Origin of the sequence: Anaerococcus sp. NML200574 (assembly GCF_026131665.1) — a bacterium.
Taxonomy (GTDB): domain Bacteria; phylum Bacillota; class Clostridia; order Tissierellales; family Peptoniphilaceae; genus Anaerococcus; species Anaerococcus kampingae.
On record NZ_JAMXSM010000003.1, the window covers coordinates 48,235 to 72,399 of the forward strand.

General features: G+C 32.6%; 22 protein-coding genes and 2 riboswitches. Of the genes, 20 read left to right on the forward strand and 2 right to left on the reverse strand.

Features of this window, described 5'->3' with window-relative positions; translation table 11 throughout:
• The first annotated feature begins 2 nt into the window (after nucleotides 1-2).
• Nucleotides 3-830 (forward strand): TPM domain-containing protein, encoded by an 828-nt coding sequence (locus NH286_RS02125; protein WP_106460539.1) that lies wholly within the window; start codon nucleotides 3-5, stop codon nucleotides 828-830.
• A 9-nt stretch (nucleotides 831-839) separates the two neighbouring features.
• Nucleotides 840-1,346: a nucleoside 2-deoxyribosyltransferase gene (locus NH286_RS02130; RefSeq protein ID WP_265236523.1), complete on the forward strand. Its 507-nt coding sequence runs from the start codon at nucleotides 840-842 to the stop codon at nucleotides 1,344-1,346.
• 155 nt (nucleotides 1,347-1,501) lie between these two features.
• Here NH286_RS02130 and NH286_RS02135 read toward each other — a convergent pair whose 3' ends face one another.
• Together NH286_RS02135 and NH286_RS02140 are read right to left on the reverse strand one after the other, a co-directional pair.
• Entirely contained in the window at nucleotides 1,502-2,017 is a 516-nt protein-coding gene (locus NH286_RS02135; RefSeq protein WP_265212403.1) for a folate family ECF transporter S component, read from the reverse strand.
• 22 nt (nucleotides 2,018-2,039) lie between these two features.
• Nucleotides 2,040-2,129: riboswitch (THF riboswitch) on the reverse strand.
• 34 nt (nucleotides 2,130-2,163) lie between these two features.
• A complete protein-coding gene (locus NH286_RS02140; RefSeq protein ID WP_265236525.1) occupies nucleotides 2,164-2,919 on the reverse strand; it encodes a nitroreductase family protein in 756 nt (251 codons plus the stop codon).
• 56 nt (nucleotides 2,920-2,975) lie between these two features.
• Between NH286_RS02140 and NH286_RS02145 the strand changes: the two genes are divergently transcribed.
• The 18 genes from NH286_RS02145 (at nucleotide 2,976) to NH286_RS02230 (ending at nucleotide 24,164) form a co-directional block, all read left to right on the forward strand.
• Nucleotides 2,976-5,318 carry an ATP-dependent DNA helicase gene (locus NH286_RS02145; protein WP_265236526.1) on the forward strand — a complete coding sequence of 781 codons (2,343 nt, stop codon included), beginning with the start codon at nucleotides 2,976-2,978 and terminating at the stop codon, nucleotides 5,316-5,318.
• Nucleotides 5,299-6,669, forward strand: a complete 1,371-nt coding sequence (rlmD, locus tag NH286_RS02150) for a 23S rRNA (uracil(1939)-C(5))-methyltransferase RlmD (RefSeq protein WP_265236529.1) — start codon at nucleotides 5,299-5,301, stop codon at nucleotides 6,667-6,669. The genes NH286_RS02145 and rlmD overlap by 20 nt, the downstream gene beginning before the upstream one ends.
• A 2-nt stretch (nucleotides 6,670-6,671) precedes the next feature.
• Nucleotides 6,672-6,932 carry a DUF2700 domain-containing protein gene (locus NH286_RS02155; RefSeq protein ID WP_265236531.1) on the forward strand — a complete coding sequence of 87 codons (261 nt, stop codon included), beginning with the start codon at nucleotides 6,672-6,674 and terminating at the stop codon, nucleotides 6,930-6,932.
• 18 nt (nucleotides 6,933-6,950) lie between these two features.
• Entirely contained in the window at nucleotides 6,951-7,847 is an 897-nt protein-coding gene (locus NH286_RS02160) for an NERD domain-containing protein (RefSeq protein WP_265236533.1), read from the forward strand.
• Between the two features lie 220 nt (nucleotides 7,848-8,067).
• Nucleotides 8,068-10,194 (forward strand): catalase, encoded by a 2,127-nt coding sequence (locus NH286_RS02165; RefSeq protein WP_265236535.1) that lies wholly within the window; start codon nucleotides 8,068-8,070, stop codon nucleotides 10,192-10,194.
• An 88-nt stretch (nucleotides 10,195-10,282) separates the two neighbouring features.
• Nucleotides 10,283-10,924: a hypothetical protein gene (locus NH286_RS02170; RefSeq protein ID WP_265236537.1), complete on the forward strand. Its 642-nt coding sequence runs from the start codon at nucleotides 10,283-10,285 to the stop codon at nucleotides 10,922-10,924.
• Nucleotides 10,925-10,948: 24 nt separating this feature from the next.
• The gene (locus NH286_RS02175; protein ID WP_265236539.1) at nucleotides 10,949-11,800 is read left to right on the forward strand and encodes a hypothetical protein; all 852 of its coding nucleotides are present in this window, start codon (nucleotides 10,949-10,951) and stop codon (nucleotides 11,798-11,800) included.
• Nucleotides 11,801-11,832: 32 nt separating this feature from the next.
• Nucleotides 11,833-11,912, forward strand: a riboswitch (Fluoride riboswitch).
• A gap of 43 nt (nucleotides 11,913-11,955) precedes the next feature.
• Nucleotides 11,956-13,152: a cation:proton antiporter gene (locus tag NH286_RS02180; RefSeq protein ID WP_265236541.1), complete on the forward strand. Its 1,197-nt coding sequence runs from the start codon at nucleotides 11,956-11,958 to the stop codon at nucleotides 13,150-13,152.
• A 56-nt stretch (nucleotides 13,153-13,208) separates the two neighbouring features.
• The gene (thyX, locus tag NH286_RS02185; RefSeq protein WP_106460101.1) at nucleotides 13,209-13,982 is read left to right on the forward strand and encodes an FAD-dependent thymidylate synthase; all 774 of its coding nucleotides are present in this window, start codon (nucleotides 13,209-13,211) and stop codon (nucleotides 13,980-13,982) included.
• A 74-nt stretch (nucleotides 13,983-14,056) separates the two neighbouring features.
• On the forward strand, nucleotides 14,057-14,758 hold the full coding sequence (locus NH286_RS02190) for an ABC transporter ATP-binding protein (RefSeq protein ID WP_106460102.1): 702 nt from the start codon (nucleotides 14,057-14,059) through the stop codon (nucleotides 14,756-14,758).
• 1 nt (nucleotide 14,759) lies between these two features.
• On the forward strand, nucleotides 14,760-18,056 hold the full coding sequence (locus NH286_RS02195) for an FtsX-like permease family protein (protein WP_265236543.1): 3,297 nt from the start codon (nucleotides 14,760-14,762) through the stop codon (nucleotides 18,054-18,056).
• A 76-nt stretch (nucleotides 18,057-18,132) separates the two neighbouring features.
• Nucleotides 18,133-18,702 carry a histidine phosphatase family protein gene (locus NH286_RS02200; protein WP_106460104.1) on the forward strand — a complete coding sequence of 190 codons (570 nt, stop codon included), beginning with the start codon at nucleotides 18,133-18,135 and terminating at the stop codon, nucleotides 18,700-18,702.
• Nucleotides 18,699-19,709 carry a metallophosphoesterase family protein gene (locus NH286_RS02205; protein ID WP_106460105.1) on the forward strand — a complete coding sequence of 337 codons (1,011 nt, stop codon included), beginning with the start codon at nucleotides 18,699-18,701 and terminating at the stop codon, nucleotides 19,707-19,709. Before NH286_RS02200 ends, NH286_RS02205 begins: the two co-directional genes overlap by 4 nt.
• Nucleotides 19,702-21,558: an ATP-binding protein gene (locus NH286_RS02210; protein ID WP_265236546.1), complete on the forward strand. Its 1,857-nt coding sequence runs from the start codon at nucleotides 19,702-19,704 to the stop codon at nucleotides 21,556-21,558. Before NH286_RS02205 ends, NH286_RS02210 begins: the two co-directional genes overlap by 8 nt.
• Entirely contained in the window at nucleotides 21,555-22,235 is a 681-nt protein-coding gene (locus NH286_RS02215; protein WP_106460107.1) for a metallophosphoesterase, read from the forward strand. The genes NH286_RS02210 and NH286_RS02215 overlap by 4 nt, the downstream gene beginning before the upstream one ends.
• Nucleotides 22,235-22,762 carry a class IV adenylate cyclase gene (locus NH286_RS02220; RefSeq protein WP_106460108.1) on the forward strand — a complete coding sequence of 176 codons (528 nt, stop codon included), beginning with the start codon at nucleotides 22,235-22,237 and terminating at the stop codon, nucleotides 22,760-22,762. Before NH286_RS02215 ends, NH286_RS02220 begins: the two co-directional genes overlap by 1 nt.
• Nucleotides 22,763-22,816: 54 nt before the next feature.
• Nucleotides 22,817-23,743 (forward strand): aspartate carbamoyltransferase, encoded by a 927-nt coding sequence (gene pyrB / locus NH286_RS02225; protein WP_265236549.1) that lies wholly within the window; start codon nucleotides 22,817-22,819, stop codon nucleotides 23,741-23,743.
• Nucleotides 23,736-24,164 carry an aspartate carbamoyltransferase regulatory subunit gene (locus NH286_RS02230; RefSeq protein ID WP_106460110.1) on the forward strand — a complete coding sequence of 143 codons (429 nt, stop codon included), beginning with the start codon at nucleotides 23,736-23,738 and terminating at the stop codon, nucleotides 24,162-24,164. The genes pyrB and NH286_RS02230 overlap by 8 nt, the downstream gene beginning before the upstream one ends.
• Nucleotide 24,165 lies beyond the last annotated feature (1 nt).

Consider the following 24,165-nt stretch of genomic DNA (forward strand, 5'->3'; position numbering starts at 1 on the left):
TTATGAGAAAGGCAAGATTTAAAAGGCTAGGAATACTAATAGCGGTTCTTTTCTGCCTTTTTCAAATTAAATCTTATGCTAGCATACCAAGCCCAAGCACCGATTATTACCTGGATGAGCTTGGAATACTAGATGAAGCTACAAAAGAAAATATAAATAAGACCAATAGACAGCTAGAAGATAAAACTGGCTCTCAAGTGGTCGTTATAAGCTTAGAGAATCCAGATGGACTCGATGGTTATTCTTATGGAACTGATATCTTTAATGCTTGGAAAATTGGTGATAAGGATAAGGAAAATGGAGTACTAATTTTATTTTTAGGACCAGGACCAAATGGCAAAAGGCAAATAAATATAATTACTGGTTATGGAATAGAAGGTAGGCTTAATGATGGTAAGGTAGGTAGAATAATTGATAACTTCATGCTCGAAAAGCTTAAAGAAGGCGATTATTCACAAGCTCTAAATGAAGGATTTAATGCAGTTGTTGGAGAAATAGCTGCGGAATATGACATTGAGCTTGAAAAGGACTACTCTTCCTACCAGGAAAGACTTGAGCCTGTTGATAGTGACGATGGATTTCCTATTTCAACACTAATAATGCTTTTGGTAATATTTATAATAGTCTCAAATCTTTTAAACAATAATAACAGAAGAGGCGGAGGCGGCTTTAGAAGAAGAGGCCCGGGTGGCTTTGGAGGATTTTATCCAAGAGGTGGAGGCTTTGGAGGCTCATCTTGGGGAGGATCAAGCTTTGGCGGCGGCTCTGGCGGAGGATTTTCCGGAGGAGGAGGATCATCTGGTGGCGGAGGAGCTGGCAGAAGTTTTTAAGGAGAATTAATGAAAGGATATTTAGCAAGTCATTTTTTTAATGATGCTATGTTTAGGTGGACAGAAGATTTAGCCCAGTATATAGAAAAAAATACTAATCTAGAACTCTATGTTCCACAAAGAAATGCAGATATAAATGATAAAAAGACAAATGATGCAATTATCACAGATATAAAAATATCTCAAGCTGATACTGCCAAATTAAAAGAAGCAAATATATTGATAGCCAACCTTGATGGATTGACTATAGATGATGGAGTGGCAGCAGAGATTATGGCCCATGGAGTAATGAGAGAATTTGAAATGGATCATGGAATAGATTTTCCAAGGATGATTATAGGTATAATCACGGATATGAGATACCTAGGCACAGGTGAAAATAAACTATATAGAAATCTCATGGTTGTTGGAAAGGTAAAGGAGCATGGTCACTTGGTAGTAGGCTATGCTGGGGATGATTCCTTCAAAAAAGAAGTAATAACTCATATAAATAAATTTATAGAAGCAAATAAATAAAGGGCTGTTGCAAAACTATGAATAACTATCGTCCCATCATTAGAGGGTTCTCTTAGAAAATTTTTGGCCTAGCCTGCCGGCTCATGGAGGCAAAATTTTCGTGGAGGTTCCTCTAATGATTTGGGACGATTTATTCATTCTGCAACAGCCTCTTATTATTTTAATTTATCTAGTAATTTTGTAGCTATGAAATATAAAAGGAAATAGTTTATTATTCCATCTACTAATACTTTAATAAAACGTGAAACTAACATTGCTTTGTAAGGTGTATTCATCAATTGGCTTAACCATAAGGTATTTAAGAACATATGGCAGATATAAAACACAAAAAAAACCATAAGCCCTACTTGAACCTTCATAGAAATGTTTTTATCCTTTGAGTATTCTGATATTATTCCTGGAATTAGACCAGTCAAAACAGATACTAGGGTAAATCCAAAGTGTGGAGTGCCTCCAGCATTTATAGCAACACCTATTAAGTCGGCTGCAAGTCCAGCAAGAGCTCCAGGTATCGGACCTAATAGCATGCCTGCGACCATCAATGGCAAGTGGCCAAAAGAAAACTTAATTGAAGGTGTGATAAAAATACCAAAAAATCTTGAAAAGATGATTGATAATGCTGTTAGCATAGCAGCTTTCACGAGTGAATCAATACTTAATTTTTTATTCATTTTTTTCCCCTTTCTATCAGAGGGCAGCGGTTGCGATAAAGAATCATGAATCTTCTTCGTCTGGAAACAACAACCCATTTTCCAGCACTTAATGCTCTTTACCTACTCTGATAGAAATATTATAAACTTTTATCTTAAATTTGCAATTATTCTTTTGGGTCTAGGACAAAGCCTTGGTTTTTGAGGGTTTCAAATATCTTATTTCTATTTTTTATAATAGTACCTTGTTTTTTAGGAATTTGTGAAGAAAATGATGCGCTCTTTCTGCCATTTTCCCTAAGGTCGTAATAGGTAGTCATTTCTTTATCATAGTCTGAAATTATATCTAGATATGAGTTATAGGTCTTATAAGAATTTTCAAAAGTTTTTAACTTTATGTCCATTCTTGGTTTGATTTGAGGATTTTGGTTAGGAACTCCAAAGCCAACACCCACTACCGGATAGGTTAATTTTGGCATTTTCAAAAGTTCTATAACCCTGGCTGTGTCATTGTGGATATTTCCAAAATAATTTGCACCTAGACCTAAAGACTCGGCTGCAACTGTAAGGTTTTGGGCAGCTATTACTCCATCAGTAAAACCTTGGATAAATTTATCGAAGCTTATGATATTATCATTTTCAAGATCCATTTCCTTGGCGATTTCATAATTTCTCTTTAGGTCAACTATGAAAATCCATAGCTCAGTAGCCCTTGCCATATAGGCTTGGTTGCCATTATCTGCAAGCTCATCTTTTATTTTTTGGTCTGTAACCCTGATTACAGACATATTTTGCATACCATTGCTTGATGCAGACATATTTACTACATCTAGCAAGGTTTTTATTGTATCTTGATCGATTTTTTCATCAGTAAATTCTCTAATTGTCCTGTGATTTAATAGGTTTTTTATGGTTTCGTTCATACTAGCCTCCTTACCATACCTATACCCAATATGTTATAATATACTTAGGAGAGACTATGAAAATTAAAACATCTGTTAGAAACCTTATTGAATTTGTCATGAGATCTGGCGATATAGACAATAGATTCCGTGATAATACTAGGATGATAGAAGGCATAAGAGCCCACCAAAAAATCCAAGCCCAATATGGTAAAAATTATAAAAAAGAATACAAACTCACAAATACCACTAGCTACAAGGATGTAGAATTTGTAGTTGAAGGTAGGGCTGATGGTGTCGGCAAGAAAGGTGATCTCTACTTAATTGATGAGATAAAATCCACATCTAGAGACCTTGGAGAAATGACAGATAAAAATAAACTCCATTGGGCCCAAGCTAAGTGCTATGCATATTTTTATTCACTTGATAATAATTTAGATAAGATGCTTATCACCCTAACTTATGTTTCCACAGAAGATTATAAGTCAAAGACTTTTGAAAAAGAATTCTCCTTTGATGACCTAAAAGATTTTTATTTTGCCCTATTAGATGATTATCTTGTATTTTCTAAAATATTGGCTAAAAATAGAGAGGCTAGAGATGAAAGCCTAAAAGATTTGGATTTTCCTTTTAGCTCCTACAGGAAAGGCCAAAGAAAGATGGCGGTTGGGGTTTATACCGCGATTCTAGATAAGAAAAATCTCTTTGTAGATGCACCTACTGGAATTGGTAAAACAATTTCAACTCTCTATCCTTCTTTAAAATCTATGCCAAATAATCTGGCAGATAAAATTTTTTACCTCACCAGTAAAAATACCATAGCTAAGGAAGCCTTAAAGAGTTTAAATTTATTGAAGTCTAAGGGAATGTTTATAAAAGCTCTTCAGCTTACAAGCAAGGAGAAGGTCTGTATAAATGATGAAGTTTCCTGCAATCCTATAGATTGTCCATATGCCCTTGGCCATTTCGATAGGGTAAATGAAGCCTTAAAGGACATCCTTTCTGAAAAAGAGATAATGGATTATGACACTATTATTGAATATTCAAAAAAACATTCTGTTTGCCCGTTGGAATTTGAGCTTGATATAAGTTTATATGCAGATGTTATTATTTGCGATTATAATTATGTTTTTGATCCAAATGTATTTTTAAGAAGATTTTTTGATGAAGTTATAGATTCTTATGTATTTTTAATTGATGAAGCTCATAATCTCTTAGAAAGGTCTAGGGATATGTATTCTTTTACGTTTTTAGAGTCAGACTTTACATCCCTAGTTAAAAATTTGGATGAGAAAAAGGAAAAAAAGCTAGTTTCTAAACTTTCTAATATTACAGAAGATTTTTATAAGCTTGGCCAAATTGCAAGAGGTAATACCTATTATTTTACAAGTGATTATATAGACATATTAGATAAGGATTTGATTTCTTTATCAAAAACCATGGAGAAATTTTTGGTAGAAGAAAAGGACCACGCATCTTATGATCAGGTCTTAGACTTATATTTTGATATAAATAAGTATCTTAAGGTGTCAGATTATTTTACAGATGGATTTTATAATATAATATCTTATGATCCAGAATCAATGGAGAGATCTTTTGAGATAAAGTGTGTTGACCCAAGAGAAGTTCTAAAGAATAAGTATAAACTAGCAAGAAGCTCTATATTTTTCTCAGCCACCCTCTCACCGATGCCTTACTTTATAAAGATGCTAGCAGGTGAGGAAGCCTTAAAGTTAAGATTAGATATGCCCTTTAATCCTAATCACCTAATGATTCTTAAAAGTCCTATATCAACTAGGTATAGGGATAGGAACAATAACTTGGCAATCCTTGCTGAGACTATAAATGAATTTGTAAAATCAAAAAGAGGCAATTATTTTATTTTCTTCCCATCTTATTCTTATATGGAAGATGTGGCAGAATATTATAGGGAGAGCTTTGATGATAGTATAATAGTTCAAGAAAGAATTATGGATGAAGCTAAGCGTATCGAATTTCTTGAGGAATTTACAGAAGATTCTGCTAGGGTAGGATTTTTAGTCCTAGGTGGAATTTTTTCTGAAGGAGTTGACTTAAGAGGGGATAGGCTTATAGGGTCTATGATAATATCTGTAGGCATGCCAGGCTTGTCAAACGAAAGAAATCTAATAAAATATCATTTTGACAAAAATCAATACGATGGTTTTGATTATTCCTACACCTACCCAGGCTTAAATAAAGTATTTCAAGCCGCAGGCAGGGTTATTAGGAGTGAAGAAGATAAGGGGATAATTTATCTAGTTGATGATAGGTATTTCTGGCAAAAATATATGAGACTTTTTCCAAAACACTGGAGAAACCAAGCCTTGGTCAATGATAGCCAAAGCTTACAAAGAGCAATAAATAATTTTTGGAGTGATAATGAAAAAAAGACCAACTAAAGAAATAAAAATAAGCGAAATGAAATACCCAAATCTTTCCATAGGATATGATGAAAATGGGAGAAGGGTTGAGTTTAAGGGAGGAATCCTAGGTCAAACTATAAATGTAAAGACTGGCAAGAAAAATAAGGAAAGAATAAGGGCCAAGTACATAAATCTTATAGAGGAATCAAAGCTAGAAAATGCAAGGGAGTATTGCCCACATGCAGGAGTGTGCGGGGGATGTGCCTATCAAAAAATTCCTTATGAAACAGAGCTAATGCTAAAGCATGACATGATCAAGACTCTCTTTAAAGACAGCGGAATCACCTATGATGGAAATATAAAAATAAATAGGTCTGCAGTGACAAAGGGCTATAGAAATAAGATGGAATACACCTTTGGAGATGCTGTAAAGGGTGGTCCGCTTATACTCGGTCTTCACAGGCAGAGGAGGTTTTATGAAATCGTAGATTGCTATGATTGCAACATAGTAGATGATGATTTTAATAAAATTAGGGCTGGAGTTCAAAAATATTTTATGGAGAAAAACACCGACTTTTACCACAAAACTACTAAAGAAGGTCTTTTGAGACATCTTGTAGTAAGAAAGGCCCACCACACAGGCCAAATCATGGTAATACTTGTCACAAGCTCAGATGACAGCTTTGATGATATGAGGTTAAGGCTTTTTATGCATATGCTCCTTGATCTGGACTTGGATGGAAGGATATTTTCAATCTATCACGTCTTAAATGATTCTCTAGCAGATGCGGTAATTCCTGAAAAGATTAAGCTAATCTATGGTAAGGAATATATTACAGAAGAAATGCTTGGCCTATCCTTTAAGATATCACCATTTTCATTTTTCCAACCAAATGTCTTTACAGCAGAAAAACTCTACCAAAAAGCCTTCGACCTTGCTGAAATTAACTCAACTATGAATGTCTTAGACCTATACTCAGGAACAGGAACCATTACCCAGTTAATGGCAACTGTAGCAAATACAGCAACAGGTATAGAAATAGTCGAAGAAGCAGTTGACAAGGCAAGGGAAAATGCTAAGCTAAATGACCTTAATAATGTAAATTTCCTTTGTGGAGATGTCCTAGAAGAGATTGAAAAAGTAGGAGATAAATACGATGTTGTAATCCTTGACCCACCAAGGGCCGGCATAAGTCCAGCATCTCTAGATAAAATCCTAAATATCGATTGCAAGAAATTTGTATACATTTCATGCAATCCAAAAAGTCAAATGGATAACCTAAAGGTATTTTTAGATAAGGGCTATGAGATAAAAGATTATGAAATCTTCGACCAATTTCCAAATTCAAGACATTTAGAGGCAATTGCTTTACTTGAAAGGAGCTAGGAATGGATCTATATAAAATATTATTTTTTGCCTTAATAATTCTTGTTCTGGCTATTTATATTCTTTTAATAGTTAGAAAAAATAAAAATAAAGATCTTATAGCAGCGAGTACAGAAGATAATAATTATATGACTGAAGGCATGACTATAGGAATGTGCTTGGGAATGGCTATCTCAATGCTTATAGATGCTGATAATATGGCGATTGGCTTATCTATTGGTATGATGCTAGGCATGGTAATTGGGATGAACATTAAGAAATGATTTAAGCGAGGTGCGCTTATGTATGATATTTATATTCAATTAGCTATATTTTTGGCCTTTGTCTTTGTCCTTAAAATGTTCTTGCCCAAAATAAAAGGCCACATGGGTGAATCCATAGTTAAAATTAAACTTAATAGCCTAGATAAGGAACAATATAAGGTAATTAATAATCTAGTCTTAGAAAATGCAGGAGGGACTACAAAGTCTACCCAAATTGATCATCTTGTAGTGTCAACTTTTGGGATTTTTTCAATAGAAACTAAAAACTATAAGGGCTGGATATATGGGTCTGAATTTGGAAAAAATTGGACTCAAAATATCTATGGAAATAAGAAAACTTTCATGAATCCAATCTTACAAAATTACGCCCATATAAAGGCTGTAGAAAATATTTTAAAAGATTTGTATCCTAATATGAAATACTTTTCTATTATAGCCTTTTCTCCAGAAGCAGAAATCAAGGTAAAGCTTAAGGAATCTGTAGTTTGTAAGATGTCACAGGTTTCAAAAGAAATAGAAAAATTATCTAATGAAGAGATAATCGGTAAAGATGAATTAGAAAAGATTTTAGAAATAATCCAGGAAAATAGGCTAAATATAAGCAACAGAGACCATGTTAAAAACATAAAAGAAGCTAAGAAAAATAAGCTGAAAAACAAAACAGATTCTACAAGCAAGACAAAAAAATCCCCAAGTAAGAAGATTGAAAAATCGGAAGAATCAAAATCTAAAATAACAAAGGAAGAGGTTAAAGAGAAGGAAGCTAAGCTAGATATGAAAAAAGAAAAGAATGAAAGTATCAAGCTTTGCCCAAAATGCGGAAGTCCTCTTGAAATAAGAACTGGTAGATATGGATCTTTTCTAGGCTGTACTAATTATCCAACTTGTACTTATGTGGAAAGTATTAAGGCATAATTTTTTATAAGATAGCTTGTAATTTTAGTTGTGATACTATTAAATTAAAAAGATTTGTTGACTGAATAAATCCATTTATTCTCAAAAAAACTTTGCAACATATCATATATAAGAAATTTAAGTCCGGTTTTTAAACTGGATTTTTATTTATCTATTTTCGCATACTTTGATGGAAAATGGGTAAACACTAATTGAGATAGTAAATTAATAGGAGGAAAATATGGCAAAAAAGAATGATAAAGGTCAACATGATTTTATTAAAGCACCTTTGACACCAAAAGGAGCTGAAAAGGTAAAACCTGTTAAGGATAATGCCAAGATTAAAGATTTGGAAAAAAATAAGGTTGATAATAAGGGGAAGGCTTTTACAACCAATAAGGGCCTAAAGATGGCTGAAGATGAATTTTCCCTTAAGGCTGGCAGGAGAGGACCTACTCTTCTTGAAGACTTTCATCTAAGAGAAAAAATCATGCACTTTGACCATGAGAGAATTCCTGAAAGAATTGTCCACGCTCGTGGTGTAGGTGCCCATGGGATTTTTAAATCTACCAAGGATATGAGTAAGTACACAAAAGCATGCCTATTTTCAGGCCATAACAAAGAAACCCCATTATTTTCAAGGATATCTACTGTAGCAGGCTTTAGGGGCTCTACAGATACACCTCGTGATGTGCGTGGTTTTGCTATAAAATTTTATACCGAAGAAGGAAATTATGACATAGTTGGAAATAATGTGCCAGTATTTATTATCCAAGATGCAATAAAATTCCCAGATTTTGTCCATGCTGTTAAACCAGAACCAGATACAGAAGTACCTCAAGCCCAATCAGCCCACGATACTTTTTGGGATTTTGTAACTCGTAACCAAGAGTCCGCTCATATGGTTATGTGGCAAATGAGTGATAGGGCAATTCCTTTAAGTCTACGCATGGTTGATGGTTTTGGAGTCCATACTTTTAGATGGATAAATAAAGAAGGCAAGGCATGCTTTGTAAGATATCAATGGAACCCACAACTAGGAGTCCACTCTAGAGTATGGGATGAAACCTTAAAGGTATCTGGTAACGATCCAGACAGTCAAAGAAAAGATATGTATGATGCCATTGATGAAGGCTCTTACCCAGTTTGGGATTTCTGTGTTCAAATTCTTCCTGTTGAAAAAGAGCATGACTTCCCATTTGATATCCTAGATCCAACCAAGGTTTGGCCAGAAGAAGATATTCCAAAGGTAAAAATTGGAGAAATGATCTTTAATAGAAATGTAGATAATTACTTTGCAGAAACAGAGCAAGTTGCCTTTAATCCGGGCAATGTAATACCTGGAATTGATTTTTCAAATGACCCACTGTTACAAGGCAGACTTTTCTCCTACACTGATACTCAGTTATTGAGGCTAGGTGGACCAAACTTTGCACAAATTCCAATAAATAGACCAATAGTTGGAGTTCATAATAACCAAAGAGATGGCTGGCACCAACATATGATAAATAAGGGTCCAGTAGCCTACCATAAATCAACTATAGATGACCAATCTCCATATTATGAAAGCCCAGAAAATGGTGGCTATGAGCACTATCAAGAAAAAATTGATGGTCAAGTAATAAAGGCAAGAGATGATAGTTTTAGAGACCACTTTAGCCAGGCTACAGCCTTCTATAAGTCAGTTAGTAAGGTTGAGCAAGAACATATTATAAATGCCTTTTCTTTTGAACTATCAAAGGTCCAAAGAGAAGAAATTAGGCAAAATGTGGTAGATATGTTTGCCAATGTAGATATGAAAATGGCAGAAGAAATTGCTAAAAATGTTGGAGCAGATAAGCCAGACGCTGATCGTGGTTTTGATCCTGTTGGCATTAAGCCAAGTAAGGAAGCTAAGAAAGTAAAGATGCCAGAATTTGCTCAAGCCAATACAATCTTTAAGCCAGATACCTTAAAAGTTGGTATTTATTCTGATAATGATGATGATTTTGACTTTAAATCTCTAGTAAAGAAGATAAAAGATTCTAAGGCAAAGGCAGAAATTATCCAAGGCAATCTTCAAGATACAAAAGATGGACAAAAGGTAGACCATAGGTATGAGACAATCCATCCAGTTTTAGAAGATGCTCTCATAGTTGTAGTTCCTGAAAAACCTTCTAAAGATTTTAGTAAAAATGTTGGTGAATTTGTAGATGAAACTTTCAAACACTATAAACCAATATGGTTAATAGGAGATCCTGAGGCAATCTTAGATAAGGAGCAACAGAAGGCTCCTGGAGTTATTGTAAGTAAGGACATGAAGGAAATTGATAAGTTTATAGAAAACTTAACTAAGCAAAGATTCTGGGAAAGGGATGGTTCAATATAGCTTATAGGGCTTGGGATTTCCCAAGCTCTTTACATATTTAAATTTTACAAATTATATTAAGATAAGCTGGACAATTAGAAAGGGTAGTATGGTTTTTAAGAATACAGTTAGGAAATTTTTTATAGAAGATGGTAGTCATGACCTTTTTTGCTTTATATTTGGCTTGGTATTTTTATTTATTTTTACATTTTTAATGATGCCTAAATGGATATTCTGTCTGGGAATTGGAGTTCTTACAAGTTCAATTTTTAGATATATTACAACAGATGGTCTTTTTTATAAAGAATTTAAAAATTTAGACAATAGAAATAAAAGATTTGATTACATACTTAGTAAAAATATTTTTACCCTTTTATTTCTTGCGGTTTTTATTTTGATATTATATTTTTTATTGATTTTAGGAGATAAATTTGCCTTGACAAGTTATAGTGATTTTAACTTTAAATTAGTTTTTAAATTTATCATATATATACTAGCTAGCGAAAATATAATTTTAATTTTTAGTCATAACATGATTCCCAATTATAAATCAGGAAATATAAGAAATATTAATAAAGATATAGAAGTTGGAATGAAAAATTTAAAAACTATGATACCTTCTTTGCTTGTAAATATAATCTTACTTATTTTGATTTTTATATACAGAATGAACTTAAATATTGTTGCAGGAATCTTATATTTATTTGTTTCTACAGTTTTATTCAGCATCAATAAAAGATTGAGTTTTTAGTAAATTGATAGTAGGGATATGAAAATGATGAATAAAATAATTAATAAAAAGATAATACTAGAAATAATTTTCTATATACTATCATTTCCTCTTATTTTTTTAATCTTTGTATTATCTGCTAAGCTTGAATTTATACCTATATTTAATAATTTACTTCTTATTTTATCTGAGCTTGGATTTTTTTCTTATCAGATTATTTTTATATACAAATTCACTAATATTAAAATAAATTTTTATGTAAAGATATTTATAAGTTTAGTTTTGATTGGCATAATGCTTTTGTCGGTATACTTTATACTAATAATGAGTATTTTTGCTTTTAAGGACAATGAGCCTTTTTCTTATCAAGGAGAAAAATATTATATCCTGAATGAAGGCTGGCTTGATGATGATTATGAAATTTATAGGAAAAAAATAATCACAATGGATAAGCTTAATTTTGAAGAATCAAAGAAAATTTTTAAGGATATCAGTAATATTTCAAATGATCAAGTAAAAGATAAGTTTGAAATCTATTTTGATAAGGACAAGCAAATTATCAAAGGCCAAAAATCATTAGCATATGACAGGTCCGGGTCTGAACTAAGTGAAAAAGAAATTTTAAAAGATTTTAGCCTAAGAGATGCAAAATTAATAGCAAATTCAGCTTATGGCCTTATTGAAGTAGATAGGGCAGGAGCGAGGTCAAGGTGGTTTTTCATTGAAGTTATAGATAATAAATTAAATTTTATTTCGGAAATTCCAGATACTAGTCCTGAAATTAGCGGGGAAATTTCTGAGGATGGTCTTATTTTACTTAGGTGTGAAGATGTTAATGGAAATATAAATTTTTATAAGTCAGATGACTTAGGCAAAACTTTTAAACTTACTGATTAAAAATATTTGATTTTAAGTTAAATTTGCATATAATTATTTTAGGGAATGAAGTTCTCCCGTGATTATAATCTAAAGAATCTAAAACGCGAAAGCTGATGACTTCTACTTGATTGTAGGGGTGTCAGCTTTTTTTGTTAGGAAATTAAGGAGGTATTATGATTTTATCTTTAGGACTTATCCTACTAGTGGGAATGAGTCTTGCTAGTATTTTTAAGAAAATAGGCTTGCCTGCCATTATTGGTATGCTTTTAACTGGAATTATCCTTGGGCCAGAGCTTTTAAACTTGATTGACCCTAATACATTAGCAATTTCATCAGATTTAAGGACAATTGCCCTTATTGTTATCTTGCTTAAGGCGGGCCTTTCACTAGATATTTCTGACCTTAAGAGGGTTGGTACATCTGCAGTTCTTTTGTCATTTTTGCCAGCATCATTTGAAATATTGGCCTACGCAATATTTGCACCTATGGTTTTAGGCTTGAATCTTATTGATGGACTCCTTATGGGGGCTGTGATGGGAGCTGTTTCTCCTGCCATAGTCGTACCTAGGATGGTTAAGTTGATTGATGAGGGCTATGGTAAAGATAAATCTATCCCTCAGATGATCCTTGCTGGAGCATCTTGTGATGATGTCTTTGTCCTTGTTCTTTTTTCATCATTTTTATCTATGGCTAAGGGTGGAAGTTTTTCAGCTGGATCTCTTATAAAGGTACCTATATCAATAATACTTGGCATAGGAGTCGGAATTTTAATTGGTTTATTGCTTTATTATTTCTTTGAAATGAAATTTAAAAAAGGAGCCTACATCAGAAATTCTACTAAGGTCATTATTATTTTGGGTATCTCATTTTTGCTCGTAAGTATGGAAGGCTTATTAAAAAACCTTGTCCCAATTTCGGGACTACTTGCAGTTATTGCTATGGCTAGCTCCTATAAAATAAAGGCTAGTGATGACCTAGTTAGTAGACTTTCAGATAAATTTGCTAAGTTGTGGATATTTGCAGAAGTGCTTTTGTTTGTCCTAGTTGGAGCTGAGGTTGATATAAAATATATGACTGAAGTAGGATTTTATGGGATAATTTTAATATTTTTAGGACTTATGATAAGGGCTATAGGCGTATTTATTGCTGTAGGATTTTCTGATCTTAATAAGAAAGAAAAATTATTTACCATTTTTTCTTATATGCCAAAGGCTACTGTACAAGCTGCAATTGGATCGGTTGCCCTTGCTAATGGCTTATCATCTGGCCTTGCTATTTTATCTGTAGCAGTGCTTGGGATTTTAATTACAGCACCCCTTGGAGCAATCTTGATAGATAAGACTTATAAAAAACTTTTAGTTAGAGGATAAAATACTGAGTTTTTAAAATGGTATAATAGAATTAGATTAGAAAAGAAAGGTATTTTATGACAGAAGCTAAGTTAAAAGTTAAATTATTAAACTATACACCAAATGGAGAAGAGACAATAGCTCAGGCTGGTAAGCTTTGCTATTCTCCAGTTGGGGTAGATGAAATTTCTAAAAAGCAAGATGAAGAAGCTATCGCCAAATATGTAAAGATGCTTGCGAGCATGGGTCATATGTCTCCAATTGAGCATATTTCCTTTACCTTTGCAGTTGAGGGAGTATCTAGGACTTTAACCCACCAACTCGTCCGCCATAGGCTTGCTTCCTATTCTCAGCAATCTCAAAGATATGTCAAATTAGATGGTTTTGAATACATAATCCCACCCCACATAAAGGAAAACCCTGAAGCAACTGAAATTTATATAAAGGCTATGGAAGAAGATCAAAAAGCCTATGATAAGCTTACAGATATCTTATTTGATAAGCATTTTAAAGATTTTATATCAGAAGGACTGGATGAAAAGACAGCAAAAAGACAAGCTAGCAAGAAGGCTATAGAAGATGCAAGGTATGTATTTCCAAATGCTTGCGAGACTAAAATTGTCTTTACAATGAATGCTAGAACCCTTCTTCATTTTTTCTCCTTAAGGTCATGTAACAGGGCACAGTGGGAGATACGAGAGCTTTCTGATCAGATGATTAAGCTTGTCAAAGGGATTTATCCAAATATCTTTGCCAATGCAGGTCCATCATGCATTGGAGGACCTTGTCCAGAAGGTAAGATGACTTGCGGGAAAATCAATGAAGTTAGAGAAAAATATAAAAATATTTAAGGGCCAGATGGCTCTTTTATATTTGCTAAAAATGGGTATAAATACATATATGATATAGACAGGAAGGAATAATTATGTCTTATATAAGTTTAAAAAATGTGAGCAAAAAATACAAGTCTGGTACCAGCGAGATAGTTGCTAACGACAATATAAGTTTTGACCTTGATGAAGGGAAACTTCTTATAATTGTTGGGGCATCAGGTGCTGGTAAGACTACTCTACTAAATATAATAGGCGGAATGGAGCAAGCAAGTTCCGGAGATATATTAATTGATGGTAAAAACCTATCAAAATTAAATGATAAAGACCTTACCACCTATAGGCGTGATGACGTTGGTTTTGTATTCCAACATTATAATCTTATACCAAATCTCACAGCCCTTGAAAATGTTGAATTAGCTAGCGAATTATCAAAAGATTCCCTAGTGGCAGAAGAGGTCTTAGATGAAGTAGGTCTTAATTCTAGGTATGAAAATTTTCCATCCCAATTATCTGGAGGTGAGCAGCAAAGAGTTGCAATTGCAAGGGCTCTTGCTAAAAATCCTAAGCTTTTATTATGCGATGAGCCTACAGGTGCTCTTGATTATAAAACGGGAAAAAATATCCTAAAACTCTTACAAGATGCTTCAAGAAGGCTTGGAGCAACAGTTATAATAATAACCCACAATTCCCTTATTAAGCCAATGGCTGATGAGGTAATAGAACTAAAAGATGGGAAAATCCTGAAAGCATATAGCAACGAAAACCCAAGACCAGTTGGAGAACTGGAGTGGTAAGATGAATACTTTTTACAAAAATATAATAAGGGATATGAAAACAACCTTAGGAAAGGTATTTTCAATTGGAGTCATGGTTGGTCTTGCAACAATGATAATTGTAGGCCTAAATCTGACAGGCCCATCTATGAGAAAAAGCCTTGACGAGTCACTTAATATCTATAAACATCCCGATATAATAGTAAGGTCAACTTATCCAATGGATTATGAAGATCAGATTCTTTTAGAAAATGACAATGATATTAAGGATATTTCATTTATAAAAATTATTGACTTGGAAAACCAGAATCAGATTATAAGGATAAAATCTTTTGATAAGAATTTTGAAAAAATAGATATGGTCGATGGTCAAAAGTTAAAGGCAAAGAACGAAATAATTCTAGATAAGGCCCTAAAATCTACTTATAAGATTGGTGATTATGTAGATTTTTCCTATATAAATGACAAGCAAAAGGATACTAATAAGCTTAGAAATACAAAATATAAAGTAGTAGGATTTTTTAATACTAGCCAAAGATTTCTTGAAGACATGAAAGAGATTTCTCCAGTTGGCAAAAAAGAAATATCTGGCCTTGCCTTTATTTCAAAAGAAAATTTCGAAAAAGAAGAATTTGATGAAGTAAATATTTCTTATAAAACTACTGAAGATTTAAATAAAACAAGTGACGAATACAAACAAATTGTAAAAGATAAGAAGGATGCTATAGATAAGGTTATCTTATCTAGACCAAAGGAAGTGTTGGAGAAGATAAAAACTGAGGCAAATGATAAGATAAATAAGGCCGAGGGCGACTTATCTGATGCTAGAGAAAAAATATCTGAAACTGAAAAAGAATTAAAAGATGCTAAGATAAAAATTGATGATGGATTTAGTAAATACGGGACAGAAAAAGCGAAGTATCATAGAGAAATTGAAAATGCTAAGGCTAAGCTAACTAAGGCAAGAAATGACTTGATTACAGGTCAAGCAGAGCTTGATAAGGCCAAGCTTGAATTAGAAAATTCAAGAAATAAATATGATGAAGAGATTAAAATAAATGAAGAAAAGTTAAATGAATCCTATCAAAAGATTAAGGCGGGACAAGATGAAATTTCAAGCAAAAGGCAAGAAATAGAAAATGGTCTAAGTCAGATAGATGCTTCTTTTAAGGAATCTTTACAAGTTAATGATCAATTACCAGATTCTAATGAAAATCAGACGGAATTAGGTCTTGATGCATTAGGCCAGGCTAATTCTGATGATTTTGAAGAAGAAATAGCTAAGCAAAAGGCACCCCTACTAGCTGGCCTTGAAGAAATTAAGAAAAAGGAAGTTGAATTAAATAAGGCCCTTGCTTCTTACAAGCAAGGAAAGGCTAAATTTGAAGAAGAAAAAAAATCAGGAGCAGCAAAGCTTGACCAGGCTCTAAAAACAGTAAATAATAAGCAAACAGAAATCAGCAGAGGCTGGACATCATATTATCAAGGCCTTGATGAGCTTGAAAAGAATAGGGTAAAAGGGGCAAATGAATTAGAAAAAGCCTATAAGGACCTTATAAAATCAAAAGCTGATTACGAAAAGGGTCTTAAGGAATTTGAAGATAAAAAATCAGAGTCACTAGATGATATAGAAGAAGGGGAAGAAGAGATAAAAGATCAAAAGGAAACCCTTCTAAAACTTACAGATCCTGAATATAATGTGAGTACAATCTTTGATAATGAGGGCATAGATACTTATTATCAAAACTCCCTAAATATGGACAAATTATCCCTAGTATTTCCTGTGTTTTTCTACATGGTAGCTATGCTTGTAACCCTTACAACCATGAAAAGATATATAGAGGAGCAAAGGCTAATAAATGGTAGTCTAAAATCCTTGGGCTATTCAAATAAATTAATAGCCAGGAGATTCTATATTTATGGTCTGATACCTACCTTGATAGGGTCAATAATAGGTGGGATTTTGGCAAGGTATCTAATAGCAGGGATAATATTTAAGGCCTATTCAACAGGTTTTTCTATAATAAATATGAGCTTCACATCATCGCTTCTTTTGATTATAGGGTCTGTGATTCTTTCAGCAAGTTTAGTAGCCTTAACAGTATTTTTCACCTCTAAGGAAACTGTAAATGAGTCCCCAGCAAGACTACTTCAGGCAAAGGCACCAGAAAAGGGATCTCAAATTCTTTTAGAAAAGATAAAGCCGATTTGGAAGAGACTTTCCTTCATGCAAAAAATAACGGCTAGGAACCTATTTAGGTATAAGTCAAGGATGTTTATGACCCTCTTTGGCGTAGCAGGCTGCACAGCCCTTATATTTTTCGGCTTTGCAATGATTGATTCCTTAAAGGATACATCAGCTATTCAACAAAATGAACTCTTCCATTATCAATCAAAAGCAATCCTAGATCAAAAGTCAGATAGGAAAATTTTCGATGATTTGATAGAAAAAGATAAGAGGCTTGAGATTAGAAATGAAAGTGCAAGCCTAAATAGAAATGGCACAGACCTTGATCTATCAATTATAATACCTAAGGATATGGCTAGGTTTAATGATTTCGTATCTTTAAGAAAAAATATAAATAATCCTATAAATCTAAAAGAAGCTAAGGCTGTAATTACAAAAAATGCTAGCAAAAAGCTTAAATTGAAGGAGAATGACAAGATAAAGGTAGAAGTAGATAAGAAATTAATAGAAATTGAGATAGGATCAATTACAGAAAATTATGTAGGAGATTACCTATATATTTCCAAGGACTATTATGAAGATTTGACCTCTAATAAACTAAGTGTAAATGCTGATTATATAAAGGGGGACCCTGATAAGACTACCCAAAAATTGGAAGATTGCGATGAGGTTCTTGCAGTAATAAATACAAGCGGAGCCTATGAATCAATGGATGCTTTGCTTGCTAATTTAAACTTAGTAATAGTTGTAATAACCTTGGTTTCATCAGTGCTTGCAAGTGTCGTTTTATATAATATAACCGATATAAATGTAAGCGAGAGGAAAAGAGAGCTTGCAACCATAAAAGTTCTAGGCTTTTATCCAAAGGAAGTAACAGCCTATATCTATAGGGAAATATTTATTCTAAGCCTTATAGGCATAGGAGGTGGATATTTGTTAGGTTATCTAATGTTTAGGTATATAATTGACCTGGTTGCCCCAAGAGATATCATGCTTTCTTATAAGCTTCACCCTCTAAGCTTTATAGTAAGTGCGGCCATAACCCTTATCCTATCAATGATTATGCTTATATACGTACACAATAAACTTAAAAATATCGACATGGCTGAGGCCATGAGCAGTGGAGAATAAGGCGGATTTTCCGTCTTTTTTCTTTTTATTCCTAGATAAAATTTGAATCTTTGCTATAATTATAGGGAGGTGAATTATGAAAATTATTTTAGTAAGACACGGATTAACAGAAGCTAATATGAAGATGGTCTACTCTATTGATGAGACAAAATTAGAACAAAGTGGCCTATACATATTAGATAGGACAAAAGAATTACTTAAAAATTATCAAATAGATGAAGTTTACACATCAAACCTTTATAGGGCAAAAGAAACTGCGGACTACCTGGGCTATAAAGATTATAAGAGCGATGGCCGCCTAAATGAGATGAACTTTGGCGACTTTAAGGGCAGAAGCCTTGTTGATGTAAGAGAAAATGAAAAGGAATTTTTTATAAAGGAAAAGTCAGACTATTTTGGCCTAAAATATCCAAATGGAGAATCAAGGCTTGATGTAATAAAAAGAGTAGGAGATTTTCTTGAAGAAAAATCCAAGGAAGATAAGACAATCTTAATAATAAGCCACGGGATTGCCATAAGATCATCACTATTTTGGATATTAAAAGATCTTGATAATTGGCCATCATTTTGGATAGATAATGGATCACTTACAGTTTATAAGATTGAAGATGGCAAAAGACTTATAGAAAGTGTCAACCTAATATGAAATTTATCCATCTAGCAGATGTTCATCTGGCAGATAATTTAAATTTTAAATCAGACCTATCTTCTCTCATCAGAAAGAAAAATAAAGAATCTTTTTATAAAATCTTAGAAGAGAACCAAGATGCTGATTTTATTTTAATTGCCGGAGACCTTTACGAGAGGGATTATTTTACCCTAAATGATTACAAAGACCTATTTGAAAAAATTGGTGCTTTTAAAAAAGATGTCTTTTATGTTGCAGGAAATCACGATTATATAGGAAGGGATAATTATCTTTATCTAAAAAATAAACCAGATAATTTACACATTTTTTGGGACGATGATCTTTCTTATTTTGAGATCGATAATATAAGAGTTTATGGACTTTCATACGTGGATAGGATTTATAATAAGGATTTTCCTTATGATATAGATTTAGAAGATTCATATTTTAATATTTTACTTGTCCACGGGGATGCCTATAATAAAAACTCATCATACTTAAATTTAGATATAGGAAAGCTTAAAAATCTTGGCTTTGACTATGTAGCCTTAGGTCACATTCACAAGAGAGATAAGCTTTATGATAATATTTATTACTCAGGAGCAATCGAGCCTATGGATTATAGCGACCTTTATGACTTTGGTTATATTAAATATGATGAGGGAAAGGTTTCTTATGTAGATTCATCGCTAATGAAATTTTATGATTTAAATATAGACCCAAGTGATTTTAATAATCAAGATGACTTGGTTGATTATATTAATTCTAAGTTAGAAGATAAGATAAATTTTTTAAGACTAAGGACAGACAAGAACATCTCTCTAAATTCTTTTAGAAAAAATGTTAATGCTTACGATATAGATTTAAAAATAAATGAGCAAATTGATTATAAAAAACTTGCAAGTCTTTATCCTAATTCAATTCTTTCAAAATTTTTAGAGAAATTTGAGGGCAAAGATGATGAAATATCTAATAGAGCCTTAGACCTAGGCTTAGAAGCCTTATTTAGGAGCCAAAATGACTGACTTATATATAAAGGAATTAAATATAAAGGCCTTTGGTAAATTTATAAATAAGAAAATTACATTAGATAAGGAATTTAATCTTATTTATGGCCTAAATGAGTCGGGTAAGTCTACTATTAAAAATTTCATTGAGGGGATGTTTTATGGTTTCGATGAGGGCAAGCAGAGAATTAGTTTTTCATCAAAAAGAGAAATATATAGGCCCAAAGAAGCCTATATCTATGCTGGTAGCTTAATTATTTATAAGGATGGGGAGAATTTCAGACTTGATAGGGATTTTGATAGTGGTGCCTACAAGATTTATAACCTTAGCAAAGGATTAGAGCTTGATACTAAAGCCAGTGACCTAGCTTATCCTGGCAAATATTTCTTAAATTTGGATTATGATCTCTATAAAAATTTTATATCTTCCTACCAGATGCAAGTTACATCTGCTGATAGCAAGAAAAAAGTAATAGAAAAGCTAGCAAGCAAGGATATTGACTATAATTTTTCTATTAAAAGCGCTATAGAAATCCTAGATAAAAAGCAAGCAGACCTTGGCACAGAAAGGGCCTACACCAAGCCCTATTACAAAATCAAAGAAAAAATCGCAGAGATTAAAGGGTCCTTAAATGAAATAGGAAGTCTTAAGGCAAAATTTAGAAAAGAATTTCAAAGTTTAGACATAAATAGGGAAAAACTTCAAAAGCTTGAAGTAAAATATAAAAATTTAAAAGATGAGAATGAAATATTCAATTCACTAAGGTCTGACCAAAACTACAAGGACTATAAAAAATGGGCAGATAAGTTATATGAACTTGATCAAGACCTAAAAAAATATGAAGATCTAAAATCCTACAGGAGCGAGGATTTTGAAGACATAGAAATTTATCAAAAAGACCAAGTCTCTATTAGGTATATCTATGTATTTTATATTCTCCTATTATTAATAATCGGTCTTAGTATTTTTACAAAAAACCTCTATTTGCTTTTGCTTATAATTCCTACTTTATTTTTCTTATTTAAGGATAGAAAAGAGAAGGTCGAGCCTGATTTTATACGACTTGGAGTAAATAACTTAGCTGAGTATAATAGGCTAAGGATGAGATTTTTAAAATACAAGTCCTTATTAGAAGAAAAAGAAAAAATAGAAGAAGTTGTATCAATTATAAAAAAACAAGACCTAACAGCTCTAGATCATGACTTAGAATACGATTTTGATTTTGAATCTTACGACAATATAAAAGATCAGGAAGAGATTGATAGCTTAGATAAAGAAATTAAAAACTTAAAAATATTTCTTAACGCTAGGGAGAAAGAACTTTTATTAATAGATGATAAGCTAAGAAAAGAAGTTGATTATAAGGATGAGCTAAAATATTTAGAGGAAAAATTTCAAGAAATTGTAAGAGAAAAAGAAGCAATCGACCTTGCCAAAACTACTATTTTAGCTATAGCTGATGAAAATAAAAATGATATGGCAAAATTAAATAGAAAAATTAATTCTTTAATTACAAGCATTAGCAGGAATAATTTTAAGGTTTCCTATGATTCTGACCTAAATATTGATATTAGAGATAAAAATTTTAATTCTTTTGATCTAAATCAATTATCTCAGGGCTTTTTTGACCAATTAAATCTTGCCCTAAAGCTTAACCTAGTCAACGAGAGCTTTGGACAAGTTTTTATGATATTTGATGATGCCTTTATTAATTATGACATTGAAAGATTGATCAGATTTTTATTCGTTCTTCTTGACATGGCAAGGGATAAGCAAATAGTCTATTTTACCTGCCATAGGAGAGAGGAAGAATTTTTCTTAAATGAAAATATTGAAGTAAAACTAATAAATTTGGAGGATAGATGATATATGCTATCGCAGACTTGCATCTAGACTACACAGAAGAAAAATCTATGGAAGTCTTTGGCGATGCTTGGAAAAATTATCAAGAGAAAATTTTTAATAATTGGAATAAGCTAATAAAAGATGGAGATACAGTCTTAATTCCTGGCGATATTTCTTGGGCAATGGATATTGATCATGCAAAAATTGACCTTGAAAAATTAGAAAAGCTTCCTGGAAGGAAAATTTTAATGAAGGGCAACCACGATTATTGGTGGTCTTCCTTAAATAAGCTCAACCAGCTTGGTTTTTCAACTATCGAATTTTTGCAAAACAATTCCTTTGAAATAGAAGACTATATAATATGTGGTACTAGGGGCTGGATATCAAGAGATTCTAGAGATTTTGATGACCATGATGAGAAGATATTTGCTAGAGAATTATTAAGGCTTCAAAATTCCATAGAATCTTCCAGACAAGATAAAAAGTTAATCATTAACTTTCATTACCCACCAATAAATGGCGATGGAAGTCTTAATGAATTTTTTGATTTGGCAAAAAATTACAATACTGATACAATTATCTATGGACACCTCCATGGAAGTGGTCATAGACTTATAAGAGAAGGGAATATAGATGGCATTAATCTTGTGTGTGCTTCGGGCGATTACATAGATTTTAAGCCAGTGAGGATTAAATAATGCAAAGAGAAATAGAAATAAAGGTATTAGATATAATACCAGAAAAACTTGAACAAGAACTAATTGAATTAGGGGCGGAAAAGATTGTTGAAGAAAAACAAGTAAATTACACTTTTGCTCCAAAAAATTCTGAAGACTTTGACACAGGCTATCTTAGGATAAGGGAAACTTATATTGAAGGAAAGAGAGAATCAATTGAGCTTACCTTCAAAGAGATGAAAGATTCCGAAGATGTAAGGATTAACAACGAATTTACAACAAGAATTGATTCTGTAACTATGATGACCCAAATCCTAGATAGGATTGGCGTGAAGATAAAATATAAGGGCCAAAAGCAAAGAATATCCTATAGATATAAGGGTCAAAGATTTGATATTGACACTTGGGATAAGGCAACCTATCCTCATCCATATCTAGAGATTGAATTTACTAACCAATCAAAAATCGATGAAATACTCGATGATTTAGGCATTGATAGGGATAAGGTCACTACAAAATCAATTTCTGATCTAATAAGCGAGTTATAATTTTGACAGATAAAAATTTCCTGGTATAATTTTAAAAAATCCAAGGAGATGAATATGATTTCTATAAAAAATTTATTAAATTCGCACGATTTGTCAAAAGAAGATTTGCTTGAAATTATAGAACTAGGAAATGATATTTATAAGAGTCCTACCGATTTTTCTCATTATGCAGATGGGAAGATATTGGGGACTCTTTTTTTTGAGCCTTCAACAAGGACAAGACTATCATTTGAATCAGCTATGCTAAGATTAGGTGGTTCTGTAATAGGTTTTTCAGACTCTAGCAATTCTTCAACAACTAAGGGAGAAAGTTTACAAGATACAGTTAGAACTGTAAGCCAATATGCAGATATAATAGCCATGCGCCACCCTCAAGAAGGTGCAGCATATCTTGCTAGTCTTGCTGCTGATTGTCCAATAATAAATGCAGGTGATGGGGGCCACCAACATCCAACTCAAACCCTTACAGACATTCTAACAATTTCAAATTACAAGGAAAGTCTTGATAACCATGTAATAGGTATATGCGGTGACCTTAAATATGGCAGGACTGTTCACTCACTTATCAAGGTCTTAAACCTATTTTCAAATAATAAATTCATCCTTATATCACCTGATGAATTAAAACTTCCTCAATATGTAAAAGAAGAAGTTTTTGATGAAAACAATGAATATGAAGAAGTCAGATCGCTTGATGCTGTAATCGATAAGATTGACATCTTATACATGACAAGGATTCAGAAGGAAAGATTCTATTCAGATGCCCAATATACAAGGCTTAAGGACTCATATCTTTTAAATAAGGAAAAAATGAGCCAAGCAAGAGAAGATATGATAGTCCTTCACCCACTACCAAGGGTTAATGAAATTGCAAAAGAAGTAGATAGAGACCCAAGAGCAGTATATTTTAAACAAGTTAAATTTGGTATGTATGTAAGAATGGCACTAATTATAAAACTTTTGGAGGCAAACAATGCTTGAGATTACTAGTATAAAAGACGGAATTGTAATAGACCATATAAGAGCAGGTCTAGGTATGAAAATCTATGAACTATTAGATTTAGAAGACCTAGATAGCGAAATAGCAATAATATTAAATGCAAGCTCAACCAGATTTGGTAAAAAAGATATTTTAAAGATTGCAAATAATATCAAAATAAATTTAGATGCTGTATCAATAATAGATCCTACAGCCACAGTTAATATCATAAAAGATGAAAAAGTTGTTGAAAAACTTGAATTAAAACTTCCTGAAAAAGCTGTTGATATCTTAACATGTCAAAATCCAAAATGTGTATCAACTAGCGAAAGAGAAGTGTCTAGTGAGTTTATTTTGATAAATAGAGAAGAAAAAACATATAAATGTGCCTTCTGTGGACACATTTACGATGTGGAAGAATAAA

Bases quoted from the DNA above. Each gene is read 5' to 3' on its own strand.
- NH286_RS02125 (WP_106460539.1), top strand. From the start codon at position 3: ATGAGAAAGGCAAGATTTAAAAGGCTAGGAATACTAATAGCGGTTCTT.
- NH286_RS02130 (WP_265236523.1), top strand. From the start codon at position 840: ATGAAAGGATATTTAGCAAGTCATTTTTTTAATGATGCTATGTTTAGG.
- NH286_RS02135 (WP_265212403.1), bottom strand. From the start codon at position 2,017: ATGAATAAAAAATTAAGTATTGATTCACTCGTGAAAGCTGCTATGCTA.
- NH286_RS02140 (WP_265236525.1), bottom strand. From the start codon at position 2,919: ATGAACGAAACCATAAAAAACCTATTAAATCACAGGACAATTAGAGAA.
- NH286_RS02145 (WP_265236526.1), top strand. From the start codon at position 2,976: ATGAAAATTAAAACATCTGTTAGAAACCTTATTGAATTTGTCATGAGA.
- rlmD (WP_265236529.1), top strand. From the start codon at position 5,299: ATGAAAAAAAGACCAACTAAAGAAATAAAAATAAGCGAAATGAAATAC.
- NH286_RS02155 (WP_265236531.1), top strand. From the start codon at position 6,672: ATGGATCTATATAAAATATTATTTTTTGCCTTAATAATTCTTGTTCTG.
- NH286_RS02160 (WP_265236533.1), top strand. From the start codon at position 6,951: ATGTATGATATTTATATTCAATTAGCTATATTTTTGGCCTTTGTCTTT.
- NH286_RS02165 (WP_265236535.1), top strand. From the start codon at position 8,068: ATGGCAAAAAAGAATGATAAAGGTCAACATGATTTTATTAAAGCACCT.
- NH286_RS02170 (WP_265236537.1), top strand. From the start codon at position 10,283: ATGGTTTTTAAGAATACAGTTAGGAAATTTTTTATAGAAGATGGTAGT.
- NH286_RS02175 (WP_265236539.1), top strand. From the start codon at position 10,949: ATGATGAATAAAATAATTAATAAAAAGATAATACTAGAAATAATTTTC.
- NH286_RS02180 (WP_265236541.1), top strand. From the start codon at position 11,956: ATGATTTTATCTTTAGGACTTATCCTACTAGTGGGAATGAGTCTTGCT.
- thyX (WP_106460101.1), top strand. From the start codon at position 13,209: ATGACAGAAGCTAAGTTAAAAGTTAAATTATTAAACTATACACCAAAT.
- NH286_RS02190 (WP_106460102.1), top strand. From the start codon at position 14,057: ATGTCTTATATAAGTTTAAAAAATGTGAGCAAAAAATACAAGTCTGGT.
- NH286_RS02195 (WP_265236543.1), top strand. From the start codon at position 14,760: ATGAATACTTTTTACAAAAATATAATAAGGGATATGAAAACAACCTTA.
- NH286_RS02200 (WP_106460104.1), top strand. From the start codon at position 18,133: ATGAAAATTATTTTAGTAAGACACGGATTAACAGAAGCTAATATGAAG.
- NH286_RS02205 (WP_106460105.1), top strand. From the start codon at position 18,699: ATGAAATTTATCCATCTAGCAGATGTTCATCTGGCAGATAATTTAAAT.
- NH286_RS02210 (WP_265236546.1), top strand. From the start codon at position 19,702: ATGACTGACTTATATATAAAGGAATTAAATATAAAGGCCTTTGGTAAA.
- NH286_RS02215 (WP_106460107.1), top strand. From the start codon at position 21,555: ATGATATATGCTATCGCAGACTTGCATCTAGACTACACAGAAGAAAAA.
- NH286_RS02220 (WP_106460108.1), top strand. From the start codon at position 22,235: ATGCAAAGAGAAATAGAAATAAAGGTATTAGATATAATACCAGAAAAA.
- pyrB (WP_265236549.1), top strand. From the start codon at position 22,817: ATGATTTCTATAAAAAATTTATTAAATTCGCACGATTTGTCAAAAGAA.
- NH286_RS02230 (WP_106460110.1), top strand. From the start codon at position 23,736: ATGCTTGAGATTACTAGTATAAAAGACGGAATTGTAATAGACCATATA.